The organism is Streptomyces sp. NPDC001848 (assembly GCF_042891915.1).
Taxonomy (GTDB): Bacteria; Actinomycetota; Actinomycetes; order Streptomycetales; family Streptomycetaceae; genus Streptomyces.
The window spans coordinates 73,625-87,908 of record NZ_JBIATP010000018.1 but is presented as its reverse complement, the minus strand read 5'-3'; the positions used below and the strand labels follow the sequence as shown (position 1 = coordinate 87,908).

Here is a 14,284-nt window from a genome sequence, read left to right as displayed (position 1 = left end):
AAGCGATCGCTCAGCCGGTGATCGCGGGGGATGGCGCTCCGCTGGGGCTCCTGTGGACCCGGGACCGCCCGGCGCCTTGGACAATGGTTCGGACGGTTGTCCACGGAGCAAGAAAGCGAAGCACCACCATGGATCTCGGCGTGCGCTGGAAACTGCACGGTGACGGGCGCACGCCCGCGCCCGGGGCGGTCGTCCGTCCCGACGAACGCCTCTCCTGGCCCCGCACGGTGGGGCTCGGCGCGCAGCACGTCGTCGCCATGTTCGGTGCGTCGTTCGTGGCGCCCGTGCTCATGGGCCTGGACCCCAACCTGGCGATCATGATGTCCGGTGTCGCCACCGCGATCTTCCTGCTGGCGACGCGCGGCCGGATACCGAGCTACCTCGGCTGTTCCCTGTCCTTCGTGGGGGTCGCCGCGGTGATCCGGGCGCAGGGCGGCACCAGTGCCACCGTGACCGGCGCGGTGTTCGTCGTGGGCATCGTGCTGTTCCTCGTCGGCCTCGCGGTCCAGCGGTTCGGGGCGCGGATCATCCATGCGGCGATGCCGCCGATCGTGACCGGCGCGGTGGTGATGCTGATCGGCTTCAACCTGGCGCCGGTGACCGCGTCGACGTACTGGCCGCAGGACCAGTGGACCGCGTTGCTGGTGATGCTGTTCACCGGGCTGGCCGTGGTCTGCCTGCGTGGTTTCTGGTCCCGGATCGCCATCTTCCTCGGACTGGTGTTCGGATACGGGATCTCCTGGTTGTTCGACCGGGTCTTCGGGAAGATCCACTCGGTGGACGCGAGCGGCAGGCTCACCGACCACTGGCGCCTCGACCTGTCGGGCGTCGGCAAGGCGGACTGGATCGGCCTGCCCCACTTCCACGGACCGTCCTTCCACTGGTCCGCGATCCTGGTCGCCCTGCCCGTGGTGATCGCCCTGGTAGCGGAGAACGCCGGGCACGTCAAGGCGGTCGGCGAGATGACCGGCGATCCGCTGGACGACGGGCTGGGCACGGCGATCTCCGCCGACGGTGTCGCCTCGATGCTCTCCACCGCGGTCGGCGGCCCGCCCAACACGACGTACTCCGAGAACATCGGCGTGATGGCCGCCACCCGCGTCTACTCCACCGCCGCCTACTGGGCCGCCGCCGGATTCGCCCTCCTGTTCGGGATCTGCCCCAAGTTCGGCGCGGTCGTGGCCGCGATCCCCGGCGGGGTGCTCGGCGGCATCACCGTCATCCTGTACGGCATGATCGGTCTGCTCGGCGCGCAGATCTGGCTCCACGCCAAGGTGGACCTGCGCAATCCGCTCAACCTGGTGCCGGCCGCGGCGGGCATCGTCATCGGTGTCGGCAACGTCACCATGAAGTTCACCGACCACTTCTCGCTGAGCGGCATCGCGCTGGGCACGCTGGTCGTCATCACCGGCTACCACGCGCTGCGGGTGCTCGCCCCCGCCCACCTCAAGACGCAGGAGCCGCTGCTGGACTCGGGCACGTCCTCCTACGACGAGGAGGCCGACGCGGAGGCCGACGTCGTGGCTCACCGGGCCAAGTCATAGGCGTACGACGGCGAGAACACCCCGGCCGTCCCCTTGCAGCCGTCCGACTCGCCCGGCGGCTTCACCCACAGATAGGCGTCGATCCGAGCCTGTCCCGTGGTCAGCGTCGGGGCCTGGCCGATCCTGCGGCCGGCCGGGTCGCACCACTGACCGTCGGCCGGGGCGCCGTTGCCGTTGCGACTGGTGTCGATGACGGCGCCCAGGCTCGCCGGGCCCCCGAGGTCGGCCAGCACCCGGCGGGCGTAGGCGATCTCGTCGGTGGTGCGCTGGAAGTTGGACACGTTGGTGAAGATGCCGTCGGATCCCTCGGGCGAGCCGGCGCCCGCCTGGTCGAGGAGCGAGGCCTGCTTGGTCGCCGGGTTCCAGCCGGAGTGGCCGCCGTCGTAGTAGACCCGCGCCCGGCGGTCCGCCGCCTTCAGGACGCGGCCGGCGCGGGCGAGCGAGGCGAAGCGGTCGGCCTGCTGCCCCTCGGTGAGGCAGTCGGACTGGGCGACCGAGTCGGGTTCCAGGATGACGATGACCTCGCCCGAACCGAGTCCGGCCGCGAAGGCGTCGATCCAGGCGTCGTACGCGGCGAGATCGGGGGCACCGCCCCGCGAGGCCCCGCCGCAGTCGCGGTCCGGGATGGCGTACGGCACCAGGACCGGGACGCGACCCTCGGTGGCCGCGTCCGAGGTGACGGCCCGCACCCGCGCGGTGATCGTCGACGGTGAGGGGTCGGCGAACCAGACGGCGGTGGGACGGTCGGCGATGCGGGAGGCGATGACGGCCCGCCGGGGGTCGTCGGGGTGGGCCGCGATCCAGTCGAGCACCTGCGCGTCGGGGTGACGGTAGAGCCGCGCGGGCGCCGGCTCGGTCGTCGGCTTACGGGTGGACGTGGCGGGCGCGGGGCTGGGAGCGGCGGACGAAGGCCGAGTGGGGCTCGGTGTCACGGACGCCGCGGGCGGTTCGGCAGGCGTCGACGGCGGGACGGGCAGCGGCCGCACGACGGCCCGGCGGGTCATGGCGGGCCCGGCCCGGTCGCTCCCCCGGCCGTCGTCGAACGCGGACATCATCCCCGCCGCGGAGCCCACCGCGACCACCATCGAGGCAGCCGCGACCATGGCGGCACGCCGCACGGCGCGCCCGCGGGCGGCCCGGCGCTCGGCCAGCCGCCGGACACGTAAGCCCGACACCTACCACTCCCCCGTCCCCCTCATGGCCCAGCGGTGCCGTCCCCCGTTCCGGGGAAGCCCGCGGGCCGTTGCTGCTCCGGTCAGCCTAGGGCTGGAACTCTGCCCTCATGGTGCGGTTGGAGCAGTTCACGACGGAAGTGGACACGGTCGTCACTCGTATGCGCGCGCTCGGCGAGACGTGGCCGGAAGACGACGGCGTCGCGGTCTTCAACCGGGTGTACCTCGCCGTCACCGAGGAGATCGACCGGCGCCTGGACGCCGGGTACTTCGCCGATCGACGGCAGGCGATCACGCTGGACGTGCGGTTCGCCGAGCGGTACCTGTCCGCGGCCGAAGGGACATCGGTCCCGGCCTGCTGGCGGCCGCTGTTCCAGATGCGGCGCCATCCCGGCGTACGACCGCTGCAGTTCGCCCTGGCGGGCATCAATGCGCACATCGGGCACGACCTGGCGCTCGCCGTCGTGGACGCCTGTCGTACGCTCGGCTGCGAACCGGCTGATCTCGAGGACGAGTTCGAGCGCGCGGGTGACGTCCTCGTCGCGTTGGAGGAGCGCATCCGCGAAGACCTCATGCCCGGTCCCGACCTGCTTGAGATCGCCGATCCGCTCACCCATCTGATCGGCGCCTGGAGCCTGGAGCGGGCACGCGAGGCCGCCTGGTCGGCGGCCCGGGCCCTGTGGGCGCTGCGCGAACTGCCGGACGTCGCCGAGGAGTTCGAACGGCGCCTCGACGCGGCGGTGGGATTCGCGAGCCGGATGCTGCTCACGCCACTGCCGCACTGATCCGACGTCCCCGTCTGTCGGGCCGGGAACTTCCTTGAGATCTCTGTACGTTGATCCGCGCAGACCCCCTTTGCGAAGGAGCACAGGCATGGCGACTCGGCTGGGACTCGGCCTTCCGCAGAACCGGCAGTATCACATCGGCACGGACGTTCCCGACGTGGCACGCACCGCCGAGCAGATCGGTTACGAGAGCCTCTGGGTGTACGAGCGGGCCCTGTATCCGGAGCCCGCCGGTCAGGGGCTCTACGGCATCGAGGGCCTGCCCTGGCCGGACTCGTACCGCAACGTGGCCGACCCGCTGGTCACCCTCACCCTGGCCGCGGCGGCCACCGAGCGGGCCCGGCTCGGCTCGAGCGTGCTGGTCGCCCCCCTGCACCAGCCGTTCCAGCTGGCCAAGGCCCTGGCCTCGCTGGACGCGGCGAGCGGCGGCCGGGTGATCGCCGGCTTCGGCACCGGCTGGTCGCTCGACGAGTACGCGGCCGCGGGCATCCGCCCGATCGAGGAGCGCGGCCAGGTGCTGGACGAGGTGATCGACGTGTGCCGGGCGGTGTGGGGCCCGGATCCGGTGCGCTACGAGGGCCGGATCACGAAGATCACGTCCGCGGTGGTCGGCCCCAAGCCCGCGCGGCCGATCCCGATCCTGCTCGCGGCAAGCAACAGGAAGGCCCTGACCCGGCTCGTCGACCACGCCGACGGCTGGCTGCCGGTGGGCATGGGCGTGGAGCGGATCGCCACGCAGTGGCAGGAACTGCAGGATCTGGCGAGCGAGCGCGGCCGCCCGGAGCCCTTGCAGACGGTCCTGCGGGCGAACGCGGCGTACCAGGCCAAGGCCTACGAAGGCGCCGACCGCCGCCCCTTCCAGGGCAACGCGGACCAGATCGTCGAGGACCTGGTCGCGCATGCGTCGATCGGTCTGGAGGAGATCCTCCTCGACCTCCAGGCCACCCCTCGGGACGCCCAGGAGCTCAAGGACGTCGCCGCGGAGGTGTACGAGAAGGCGAGGGCGGCCGGGGTGTGACCGCCCTCGGGAGGGCTCAGTCCTCGGGGAGTTCGACGGGTGCGATCTCGTCGTAGAGGTCACCGGGGCCGGGGTTGGCCGGGTCGGTCGCGCCGCCGAGGTGGTGCATGACGCCCCACACGGCGTTGAGCGCGGTCTGCACGGCGCCCTCGGCCCAGCCGGCCGTCCAGGAGATGTCGTCGCCGGCGAGGAAGATGCCCCGCTTGTCGGCGGGCAGCCGGTCCTGCATGAAGTGCGTGAACAGGCGCCGCTGGTAGCGGTAGTGGCCGGGCAGGTTGGCCTTGAAAGCGCCCATGAAGTAAGGCTCGTTCTCCCAGGAGACCGTGACGGGGTTGCCGATGATGTGCTTCCTGATGTCGACCTTCGGGTAGATCTCGCCGAGCGACTTCAGCATGACCTCCATCCGCTCGTTCGCGGACAGCGGCAGCCACTTCAGGCTGTCGTCGCACCAGGTGTACGACAGGCAGATGACGGCGGGCTTGTCCGGGCCGTTGTCGAGCAGGTACGTCCCACGGGTCATCCGGTCGGTCAGGGTCATCGACATGACGTCGCGGCCCGTCTCCTCGTCCTTGTCGAGCCAGAACGGCCGGTCGACGGGCACGAAGAGCTTGCTGGACTCCATGTAGTGGGTGCGCTCGATGGCCGTCCAGTGGTCGATCGGGAAGAGCGCGTCATCGCACTGGATCTTGGACAGGAGCATCCAGGACTGGGCGGTGAAGATCGCCGCCCGGTAGGTGCGGATGTCGCCGTTCGCGTCCGTCACCGTGATCCGGTTGCCCGCGGAGCGGTGCAGCCGCGTCACGGCGGGGCGAGGCTCGCCGTTGACGTGCAGGGACTTCAGGGAGGTCCCGTGCGGCCAGTGCACGATCTTCTCCGGCCCGCGCTCCCACAGACGCAGCGGCAGCTGCTGGGAACCGCCGACGATGCCGCGGTGGTGGTCGTCGGCCTCGGTGTAGACGACCCGCAGGATCTCCAGGATGGAGTTCGGGAAGTCGGTGTCCCAGCCGCCGGTGCCGAAGCCGACCTGGCCGAAGATCTCGCGGTGCCGGAAGGACTTGAATGCCTCGGAGTCGCAGAGGAAGCCGTAGAAGGTCTGGTTGTCGAGCTTCTCGACCAGCTTCGACCAGATCTCACGGATGCGCTTGACGTCACGCTCGCGCATGGCGCGGTTCATGTCGGAGAAGTCGGCGCCCTCCTCCAGGCACCGGTTCCAGGCGGCCGCGACGTCACGGTAGACCTGCGGCAGGTCGTCGATCGTCTCGGCGTAGTGCGACTCGCCCTTGAGATCGACGACGGTCGACGGGGTGGCCTCGGCGAGCGGGTTGGGGAACGGCCTCGTCTCCAGGCCCACCAGGTCGATGTAGTGCTGCAGGGCCGTCGAGGACGGCGGGAAGCGCATGGCGCCCATCTCGGCGGTCAGCGACGGGTCGCACCCGTCGAAGCCCACCGTCCGCAGCCGCCCGCCGATCTGATCAGCCTCGTACACGACGGGCTTGAGGCCCATCTTCATCAGCTCGTACGCGGCGACGATGCCGGACAGGCCGCCGCCGATGACGGCGACCTCGGTGCCGTGCTCGATCGCGGGTATCTGGCCGAGGCCCGCCGGGTGGGCGAGGAAGTCGTCGTACGCGTACGGGAAGTCCGGGCCGAACATGGTGATCGGCGGCTGCTGCTCGTCTGCGTGCTCGACGGCGTTGGGCACCGTGGACGTCATGGGGTACGGACTCCTTGCGCGGAAAGAACTCGGGGGAGGCTCGGAAGGCTGAGGGGTGTCAGACCAGGGACCCGTACAGGCCGGGGCGGCGGTCCTTCAGGTACGGGTTCGCCTCGCGGGAGGCGGCGAGGTGGAGGGGGTCGACGTCGGCGAGGACCAGCTCCTCGACGCGGCCGGCCCGGGCCCGGGCGATCCCGTCCGGACCCGCCAGGGTGGAGAGCCCGACGAACTCGAACTCGCCTTCCTGGCCGACCCGGTTGACGTAGGCGACGTACATCTGGTTCTCGAAGGCCCGCACCGGGACGAGGGACTCGGCGACGAACTGGAACGGATGCATCTGCGCCGTGGGCACCACGAGGAGGTCGGTGCCGGCCAGGGCGTGGGCGCGGACGTTCTCCGGGAACTCGACGTCGTAGCAGATCATGATGCCGACGCGCAGACCGTGGAGTTCCGCCTGGACGACCGGCTGGTCGCCCGGGGTGAAGTGGTCGCGTTCGAAGCAGCCGAACAAGTGGGTCTTGCGGTAGTTCGCGAGGCGGGTGCCGTCGGCGGAGATCAGCTGGGCGGAGTTGAAGACGGTCTCGCCGTCCCGCTCCGGGTAGCCGTAGGCGACCGCGAGACCGTGCCGGGAGGAGATCTCGGCGATCGCGTCCGCCGAGTCGCCGTCGGCGGGCTCGGCGAGCCGGCCGATGTCATCGCCGATCGCGTACCCGGTGAGGAACATCTCCGGCGCGACCAGCAGCCCCGCGCCCGCGGCGGCGGCACGCCCCGCGGCCTGGTCGAGGACCTTGAGGTTCTCGCCGACCGATCCGGGACGTCCGGAGCTCTGCAGCAGGGCGGTGCGCATGCGGGTTTCTCCACCGGTACGGATGGGGGTCAGGGGGTCGCTTAGACGGTACGGTCGGGGCCTTGGGCCCGACAAGAAGGAGCCGTTGCGCGCCGGTGAGCGATTCGTTGCGTCCGCCGGGGGTGGGGCGGCGATTCGTTGCGCAGTACCGGACGCCCTGCTGCCGCAGCCCGTATGGCCGGTTCCGACCCACCTGTGCGGGGCCTCGGGGCCGGGTCAGCTCGCCCTCATACGGCTGCCGACCAGTGCGGGGGCCAGCTCCGGGACCCAGACGACTGCGACGGCCAGGGCGATGGAGGCGATCCCCACGCCTTTGGCCACCCAAGGACCTGCCGGAGCGAGTTTCTCAGTGGTCAGGATCGCGGCCAGGGCCACCATGGCCCACAGGCTCATCATGCCGAACACCGCCAGCAGCGCCATGAGCGACCAGCAGCAGCCCAGGCAGAAGGCACCGTGGTGCGCTCCGGCGCGCAGATCGCGGGCCGGCCCCGGGTGTGCCGTGTAGCGGAGCATGAGCCCGATCGGCGAGCGGCATCTGGCCAGGCAGCGGTCCTTGACAGGGGTCAGCTGGTAGACGCCGTTGACCGCGAAGACGGCGGCGGCGACCGCGGTGGCGGTGGACGCCTGCGCGCCCGCCGCCCGGCCGGTGACCGCCGCCAGCGCGTAGGCGGGCAACCCGGCGAGAGCCCACACCAGCAGATAGCCGACAGTGAACGTGATCGTGCGCGCAGTCCGGTGCGCGCGGAGGGTCCGCCCGTACAGGGCGCCGACGGGGGCCGTCGCCGGCAGCATCATCGCGACCGTCATCACCGTCCACACGGGCAGGAAGGCGACCAGATCCAGTCCCATCGTGCCGGGCATCGCCCCCATGGCGCGCCAGCGGCCCACGATCCATGCCCAAGCACCGGCCGCAGCGAGCAGGAGCAGCCCGGCGGGGCGCAGGCCGCGCCGCGCAGCGGCGGGCACGGCCGTCAGGCGGACCATGCGAAGGGCGCCGTGTGCCCGTTGCCGCCGGTGAAGTCCCACGACCGACCGTACACGTCGTCGCCCACGGCCCGGGTGGACCGGGCGATCGTCAACGTGCTGTTCGCCGGGTGGAACATGCCGGTCAGCCGCATCACCGGTCCGTCCTCGCCGAACTGCGGAGCGACCTGGTCCTCGACTTCGATGTCGATCGCGTCGGCCACCCGCGCCGAGTGGCGCCGGCCGTCGTCGCGGTAGGCGATGGGGACACGCTCGACGCCGAGAAACTCCCCGACGAGGGGGACGAGTGCCGCCATCGGGCCGCCCACCTGTCCGGAGAACACCCTGCCCAGAGCCTCGGCTTGGCCGTCGTCGGCCGACTCGTCGACATACAGCGCCACCTGCCAGCCGCCGTCGGCCATCACCCGGGGCGCGTCGACGAAGACGGCGACGCTGCGGCCGGACACGTCCACTCCGTCGACCTGCCCGCGCTCGACGTGGAAGGCGAACGTCACCTGGCACCGCTCGTGGTCGGCCGGCGCCGTCAGGCCCGACGTGGTGCACGGGCACACCACGTCGCAGTTGCAGCTTTCCAGGTAGGTCCCGTTCAGGTTCCAGGGCATGGTCCCACCTCCCTGGTCCGGCCGTCCTCTCCAGCCTAGCCCCGGCGGCGGCGACCGGCAGGAGGTGGCCAGTGGGGCGGTGACGGCGGCCCGGGTCCGCTCGGGTCAGGCGGACCGCGGCACGGCGAAGGTGGTGAGGACCGCCGCGTGGTCCGACGGCCATTCGTTGCCGGTGACGTCCGGCCACGGGCGCGGAGTGCCGGTGACGACCGTGCGGGAGTCCAGGACCGTGAGCCCCCGGTGCAGCACGTAGTCGATCCGGTCCTGCGGTTCGGGGCGCCCGCTGCCGTCCTCGTGCACGGGGTGGATCGGGGACCAGGTGTGGCCCGGGTCGCGGACCGGGTCGGGATGTGCCTCGCGGTAGGAGTCGCTGAGGCCCGCCTCCTCGGCCGCCTTGGTCACCGGCCAGGCGACGTCGGGCCAATCGAGGTGCGAGGGGCAGTTGAAGTCGCCGACGAGCACGACCGGAACACCGCTGTCCGCCGACTCCTCGATCGTCCGCAGTGCGTCCCGCATCTGTGCCAGCCGCACCCCCTCGTGGGCGATCAGCTCTTCCGCCGCGAGGCCGTCGAAGGCGGACTCGTAGGGCCCGTACGGCGTGTAGTCCAAGTGCGCCGTCCAGACGTCGACCTCGCACCCCTGGCCGAGGCGGATGCGGACGCCCGCCGCCCCGTAGAAGCCCACGTCGGGATCCCCGAAGCGAGCCGTGATCGGGTGGCGGCTGATGACGCCGAGGTTCTCGCCCGCCCGGTGGTGGTACCAGCCGAGCGCCTCGGCCAGCTCCTGGGCCGCGGTGCCGCCCGTCTCCTGCAGACCCACGACGTCGGCCCCGGTCTCCAGGACGGCCTTGAGCTGCTTGGCCCGGTGATCGTCGACCATGCTTCCGCCGAGCCAGAGGTTCCAGGTCATCACGCGCAGTTCGTACGCCGGCAGGGACCGCAGCCGCTCGGCCGTCACCTCCTCCAGGCTGGCCAGCACGGTTCGCCCGGGGGCCGCCTCGATCGGCGCGAGCGACGGTACGGCGAGCACCACGCACCCGGCCGCCTCGGCGGAGGCGACGCCCGTCGGGGTGTCCTCCACGGCCACGCAACCGCGGGGGTCGACTCCGAGCGCACGGCACGCGGCCAGGTACGGGTCGGGCGCGGGCTTGGTGCGCTCGGTGTCGTCGGCGGTGACGGAGACCGCGAACCGGGCGGGACCCAGCACGTCGAGGACGGTGTCGGCGATCGCCCGCGGGGAGGCGGTCACCAGCGCGGTGGGGATGCCGTCGCGGGCGAGGGCGTCGAGCAGGTCGAGCGCGCCCGGGCGGGGCACGACGCCGCCGCGGACCCGGTCGGCGAACTCACGGTGCAGGTCGGCGGCCACGTCCACCGCCGGGGCGCCGGTGAGCCCGGCCAGCCAGTCGGCCGTGTGCTCCACCGGACGGCCGAGCACCTCCGGCCGGTCGTCACCGCCGAGCGACCGGCCGAGTCCGGCCGCGACCTGCTCCACCGCCTCCCACCAGAGCCGCTCGGTGTCGACGAGCGTGCCGTCCATGTCGAACAGGACGGCCTGGAGCGGGAGTCGGGTCACGGTTCTCTCTTTCCTGTGGGAGTTTGCGGGTGTTCGGTGCTCGGTGAGTCAGTGGGCGCGCTCGGCGACCAGCACCGGACGGTCGGGCAGCGTCACCGTCACAGCGGTGCCCGCGGTCAGCGCGCCGGCCTCGTGGGCCGGCAGGTCGGCCTTCACTTCGGTGCCGTCGGCGAGACGGACGGTCAGCCGGATCGTGGCACCGAGGAAGGCGGTCGCGACCACGCGCGCCTCACCCTTGCCGTCGACGGTCACCCCGACCGCCTCCGGCCGCACCAGAACGTCGACGTCGGTCGCGGCCGGAGCCTCGCCGTCGACGGGCAGTCGCCGCCCGAGCACTTCGACCGTGCCGGAGGAGAGCCGACCCGGGACGCGGCTCATCGTGCCGACGAACTCGGCGACGAAGGCGGTGGCCGGGCGGCCGTACAACTCGCCGGGGGCGGCGCACTGTTCGAGCTTCCCGGCCCGCATCACCGCTACCCGGTCCGCCATGGACAGTGCTTCCTCCTGGTCGTGCGTGACGAAGAGGGTGGTGATGCCGAGTTCCTGCTGGAGGCGGCGGATCTCCTCGCGCAGGGTCAGTCGCACCTTGGCGTCGAGGGCGGACAGCGGCTCGTCGAGCAGCAGTACGCGCGGGCGCAGGGCGAGTGCGCGGGCCAGTGCAACGCGCTGCTGCTGGCCGCCCGAGAGCTGGTGCGGAAAGCGTTCGCCCTTGTCGCCGAGGCCGACCAGGTCGAGCAGTTCGGCCGCGCGGGCACGCCGCTGCGCGGTGCGCACCTTGCGCATGCGCAGCCCGAACGCCACGTTGTCGAGGGCGGTCAGGTGCGGGAAGAGGCTGTAGGACTGGAAGACCATCCCGGCGTCGCGGCGGTGGGCCGGGACATGGGTGACGTCCTCCCCGTCGACCAGCACGGCACCGGAGTCGGGGTGCTCGAACCCGGCGAGCATGCGCAGCGCGGTGGTCTTGCCGCAGCCGGACGGGCCGAGCAGGGCGAGCAGTTCGCCGGGCCGTACGGTGAGGTCGAGTCCGTCGAGGGCGACCGTCGGACCGAACTCGCGGCGCAGACCGTGGAATTCGACGGTTGCGGCCTTTTCGCGCGTGGTCGCGGCCTTGTCGAGCGTCGGAGGCTCGGTCGTGTCGAGCGTCATGAGGTTCACCCCTTGGCGGCGGCGGTACGGGAGCGCCCGCCGAAGACGGCGAGCGAGAGCAGGAGGGCCCAGGTGACGAGCAGGCTGAGCACGGAGACGGCGACGGACAGCTGGGCCTGCGAGCCGCTGACGCTGTAGATCCACACGGCGAACGGCGTGAAACCCAGCAGCTGGGCGACGGTGAACTCGCCGAGGACCAGCGCCAGGGTGAGGAAGGAGGCGTTCAGCAGCGCACCGCGCAGATTGGGCAGCACGGCCCGGACCAGCGCCTTCGGCCAGCTCGCCCCGCAGCTGCGCGCGGCCTCGACGAGGGTGCGCACGTCGATGGCGCGCAGGCCCGCGTCCAGGGCCCGGTACACGAAGGGCAGCGCCATCACGACGTAGGCGAGGACGAGCACGAACGGGAAGCTCGGGTTCTGGATCGCCACGAACGTCTGGAAGAGCGGTGTGCGGGAGAGGTGGTCGGGCCCCCACTTGAGCACCGTGGCCATCCCCGCGACGAAGGCGATCGGTGGCACGACCAGCGGTAGTGAGCACACCACCTCGACGACGGGCCGCAGCCGGGGCGCACCTAGCCGCAGCGCGACCGTCGCGGGCACCATCAGCAGCAGGACCAGGGCGATCGTCGCGGCGGCCAGCTCCAGTGAGAGCAGCAGGCTGGAGCCGAAGCCGGCGGTGGAGACGATCTGGGTGTAGGCGTCGAAGGTGACGCCCTGGCCGGGCACGTCCACGGTGAAGATCACGGACGCGGCGAGCGGGACCAGGAAGTACAGGCCGGCACCGGCCAGGACGGCCCAGCGCCACAGGTTCAGGCGAGCCATCGCGCACTCCGTCGTTGCAGGGGCAGGTACACGGCCATGACCAGTCCCGCGACCAGGACCATGTCGAGGCTGAGGGCGAGCGCCACGTTCTCCTGGCCGACCAGGACGTTGCCGGAGATGGCGTCGGCGATCTGCAGGGTGACCAGCGGGACGGCGCTGCCCACCATGGCCGCCGCCGTGGCGTACGCGGCGAAGGCGCTGCCGAAGAGCAGCACGAGTCCGCCGAGCAGTGAGGGCAGCAGGACCGGCAGGGCGACATGGCGCCAGTACTGGACGGTGGTGGCCCCGTTGTTCTGCGCCGCCTCACGCCACTGGACGCGCAGTCCGTCGAGGGCCGGGGTGATGGTGAGGACCATCAGCGGGATCAGGAAGTACAGATAGACGATCACCAGGCCCCAGAAGCTGTAGAGGCTCCAGCCCTTGTCGGTCAGGCCCAGATGGCGGGTGAGCACGCCGGAGTTGCCGAGTGTGGCGACGAAGGCGAACGCCAGGGGGACGCCGCCGAAGTTGGCGAGGACCCCGGACGCGGTGAGCACGGCCTCGCGCAGCACACCGAAGCGGGAGGTCACGACGGCCTGGGCGAACAGCAGCCCGAGCACGGTGCCGATGGCGGCGGAGACCGCGGAGAGCTTGACGCTGCCGATCAGGGCCGTGAGGTAGGCGCCGTGCAGCGAGGCGGTGAGGTTGGCCGTGGTGTACGAGGTGGCGCCGGTGGTCTGGTCCTTGACGGTGAAGGCGCCGTTCAGCATGGCGAGGGCGGGAAGCCCGAAGGCGATCGCCGTGAAGGCGAGCAGCGGGAGCACGGCGAGCGCGCCGGAGGCGCGGCCCCGCCGCTGCCGGGGAGCAGCGGCGGGCGCGACCTCGGCCTCGGCGAGGACGGCGGTCATCCGGAGACGGCCTTCCCCCAGCCCTGCGCGATGACCGTCTTGGCCTTGCTCTGCTGGGCCTCGGTCGGGAAGGACGGCGTGCCGGAGACCTCGGGCAGCTTGGCCGCCGCGGTCTTGTCCAGGGTGCCGGCCTTCTCCATCGCGGCCATCAGGGCCGGGCGGGCGTAGCCCTTGAGCCAGAGGTTCTGGCCTTCGGCGCTGTAGAGGTACTCCTGCCACAGGCGGGCGGCCGCCGGGTGCGGGGCGTCCTTGTTGATGGCCTGGGAGTAGTACTGGGAGAACCTGCCGTCGGTGGGGACGGCGACCTTCCAGTCCAGGCCCTTGGACTTGAACTCGTCGGCGTACCCGGCGTTGAGGTAGTCCCAGTCGATGCTGATCGGGGTCTCGCCCTTCTCGACCGTGGCCGGGGTCGACTCGACGGGCGTGTAGTTGCCGTTCTTCTTCAGCTTGGCGAAGAAGTCGAGGCCGGGCTGGATGTCGTCGAACGAGCCGCCGCTCGCGAGCGCCGCCGCGTAGACGCCGCCGAAGGCCGAACCGGACTTGGTGGGGTTGCCGTTGAGCGCGACCTGGCCCTTGTACTGCGGCTTGAGCAGGTCGGCGAAGGTCGTCGGACAGGTCTTCACGCGCTTGGCGTCGCAGCCTATGGAGATGTAACCGCCGTAGTCGTTGTACCAGCGGGCCTGCGGGTCCTTCTGACCGGACGAGATGGCGGCGAAGGAGGCCACCTTGTACGGGGCGAGCAGTCCCTGCTGGGCGGCGCTGAGCGCGAAGGAGCTGCCGAGGTCGAGGACGTCGGGGGCTCGGTCCTGGCCCTTGCGCGACGTGACGGCGCTGATCTCGTCCTGGCTGGACCCGTCCGGGTTCTCCACCTCCACCTTGATGCCGTACTTCTTCTGGAAGCCGTCGATCAGGGCACCGTAGTTGGCCCAGTCGCGGGGCAGGGCGATCGCGTGCAGCGTGCCCTCCTTCTTGGCGGCCTTCACCAGGGCCTCCAGGCCGCCGAAGTCCGCGGCCGAGGTCGCGGTGGCCGCGCTCTTGCCGTTCGCGGTGGTCGACGCGTTGGTGGGGGCGGCGCCGCAGGCGCTGAGGGCGAGTGCGGCGGCTACGGCGAGGCCACCGGTGAGCACGGCGGTTCTCGGCGGGAACACGGTCACTGTCACTCCAGGGGTACGCACGAGCGGGGAGATGAGAC

General features: G+C 71.5%; 13 protein-coding genes. 3 read left to right on the top strand and 10 right to left on the bottom strand.

The genetic code is table 11. The annotated features are described in order from the left end of the window. The first annotated feature begins 128 nt into the window (after positions 1-128). Positions 129-1,544, top strand: a complete 1,416-nt coding sequence (locus ACFYZJ_RS31700) for a uracil-xanthine permease family protein (protein WP_388573674.1) — start codon at positions 129-131, stop codon at positions 1,542-1,544. Here ACFYZJ_RS31700 and ACFYZJ_RS31695 read toward each other — a convergent pair. Further along, entirely contained in the window at positions 1,526-2,647 is a 1,122-nt protein-coding gene (locus ACFYZJ_RS31695; RefSeq protein WP_388573802.1) for a glycoside hydrolase family 6 protein, read from the bottom strand. The two genes, ACFYZJ_RS31700 and ACFYZJ_RS31695, sit on opposite strands and share 19 nt — an antisense overlap. A 179-nt stretch (positions 2,648-2,826) precedes the next feature. Here ACFYZJ_RS31695 and ACFYZJ_RS31690 point away from each other — a divergent pair, with 179 nt between their 5' ends. Together ACFYZJ_RS31690 and ACFYZJ_RS31685 are read left to right on the top strand one after the other, a co-directional pair. Then, complete coding sequence (locus tag ACFYZJ_RS31690) at positions 2,827-3,501, top strand: DUF5995 family protein (RefSeq protein ID WP_388573672.1); 675 nt, start codon at positions 2,827-2,829, stop codon at positions 3,499-3,501. Positions 3,502-3,589: 88 nt separating this feature from the next. After that, positions 3,590-4,519: an LLM class F420-dependent oxidoreductase gene (locus ACFYZJ_RS31685; protein WP_388573670.1), complete on the top strand. Its 930-nt coding sequence runs from the start codon at positions 3,590-3,592 to the stop codon at positions 4,517-4,519. 16 nt (positions 4,520-4,535) lie between these two features. On the opposite strand, the gene ACFYZJ_RS31680 is transcribed toward ACFYZJ_RS31685, so the two are convergent. The 9 genes from ACFYZJ_RS31680 to ACFYZJ_RS31640 form a co-directional block, all read right to left on the bottom strand. Next, positions 4,536-6,233, bottom strand: a complete 1,698-nt coding sequence (locus ACFYZJ_RS31680) for a flavin monoamine oxidase family protein (protein WP_388573668.1) — start codon at positions 6,231-6,233, stop codon at positions 4,536-4,538. A gap of 58 nt (positions 6,234-6,291) precedes the next feature. After that, positions 6,292-7,080, bottom strand: coding sequence for a carbon-nitrogen hydrolase family protein (locus tag ACFYZJ_RS31675; protein ID WP_388573666.1), 789 nt, complete (start codon positions 7,078-7,080; stop codon positions 6,292-6,294). 216 nt (positions 7,081-7,296) lie between these two features. Beyond that, a complete protein-coding gene (locus ACFYZJ_RS31670; RefSeq protein ID WP_388573664.1) occupies positions 7,297-8,064 on the bottom strand; it encodes a DUF2182 domain-containing protein in 768 nt (255 codons plus the stop codon). Next, the gene (locus ACFYZJ_RS31665) at positions 8,052-8,666 is read right to left on the bottom strand and encodes a DUF1326 domain-containing protein (protein WP_388573662.1); all 615 of its coding nucleotides are present in this window, start codon (positions 8,664-8,666) and stop codon (positions 8,052-8,054) included. Before ACFYZJ_RS31665 ends, ACFYZJ_RS31670 begins: the two co-directional genes overlap by 13 nt. 105 nt (positions 8,667-8,771) lie before the next feature. Beyond that, positions 8,772-10,238 (bottom strand): HAD-IA family hydrolase, encoded by a 1,467-nt coding sequence (locus ACFYZJ_RS31660; RefSeq protein WP_388573660.1) that lies wholly within the window; start codon positions 10,236-10,238, stop codon positions 8,772-8,774. A 48-nt stretch (positions 10,239-10,286) separates the two neighbouring features. Further along, positions 10,287-11,384, bottom strand: coding sequence for an ABC transporter ATP-binding protein (locus ACFYZJ_RS31655; RefSeq protein WP_388573658.1), 1,098 nt, complete (start codon positions 11,382-11,384; stop codon positions 10,287-10,289). A gap of 5 nt (positions 11,385-11,389) precedes the next feature. Then, positions 11,390-12,205: an ABC transporter permease gene (locus ACFYZJ_RS31650; RefSeq protein WP_388573656.1), complete on the bottom strand. Its 816-nt coding sequence runs from the start codon at positions 12,203-12,205 to the stop codon at positions 11,390-11,392. Continuing rightward, positions 12,193-13,092: an ABC transporter permease gene (locus ACFYZJ_RS31645; RefSeq protein ID WP_388573654.1), complete on the bottom strand. Its 900-nt coding sequence runs from the start codon at positions 13,090-13,092 to the stop codon at positions 12,193-12,195. The genes ACFYZJ_RS31650 and ACFYZJ_RS31645 overlap by 13 nt, the downstream gene beginning before the upstream one ends. Next, a complete protein-coding gene (locus ACFYZJ_RS31640) occupies positions 13,089-14,246 on the bottom strand; it encodes an ABC transporter substrate-binding protein (RefSeq protein ID WP_388573652.1) in 1,158 nt (385 codons plus the stop codon). Before ACFYZJ_RS31640 ends, ACFYZJ_RS31645 begins: the two co-directional genes overlap by 4 nt. Positions 14,247-14,284 lie beyond the last annotated feature (38 nt).

What these genes read in the sequence shown, in the direction of transcription:
- ACFYZJ_RS31700 (WP_388573674.1), top strand. Translation starts at nt 129, where the DNA reads ATGGATCTCGGCGTGCGCTGGAAACTGCACGGTGACGGGCGCACGCCC.
- ACFYZJ_RS31695 (WP_388573802.1), bottom strand. Translation starts at nt 2,647, where the DNA reads ATGGTCGCGGCTGCCTCGATGGTGGTCGCGGTGGGCTCCGCGGCGGGG.
- ACFYZJ_RS31690 (WP_388573672.1), top strand. Translation starts at nt 2,827, where the DNA reads ATGGTGCGGTTGGAGCAGTTCACGACGGAAGTGGACACGGTCGTCACT.
- ACFYZJ_RS31685 (WP_388573670.1), top strand. Translation starts at nt 3,590, where the DNA reads ATGGCGACTCGGCTGGGACTCGGCCTTCCGCAGAACCGGCAGTATCAC.
- ACFYZJ_RS31680 (WP_388573668.1), bottom strand. Translation starts at nt 6,233, where the DNA reads ATGACGTCCACGGTGCCCAACGCCGTCGAGCACGCAGACGAGCAGCAG.
- ACFYZJ_RS31675 (WP_388573666.1), bottom strand. Translation starts at nt 7,080, where the DNA reads ATGCGCACCGCCCTGCTGCAGAGCTCCGGACGTCCCGGATCGGTCGGC.
- ACFYZJ_RS31670 (WP_388573664.1), bottom strand. Translation starts at nt 8,064, where the DNA reads ATGGTCCGCCTGACGGCCGTGCCCGCCGCTGCGCGGCGCGGCCTGCGC.
- ACFYZJ_RS31665 (WP_388573662.1), bottom strand. Translation starts at nt 8,666, where the DNA reads ATGCCCTGGAACCTGAACGGGACCTACCTGGAAAGCTGCAACTGCGAC.
- ACFYZJ_RS31655 (WP_388573658.1), bottom strand. Translation starts at nt 11,384, where the DNA reads ATGACGCTCGACACGACCGAGCCTCCGACGCTCGACAAGGCCGCGACC.
- ACFYZJ_RS31650 (WP_388573656.1), bottom strand. Translation starts at nt 12,205, where the DNA reads ATGGCTCGCCTGAACCTGTGGCGCTGGGCCGTCCTGGCCGGTGCCGGC.
- ACFYZJ_RS31645 (WP_388573654.1), bottom strand. Translation starts at nt 13,092, where the DNA reads ATGACCGCCGTCCTCGCCGAGGCCGAGGTCGCGCCCGCCGCTGCTCCC.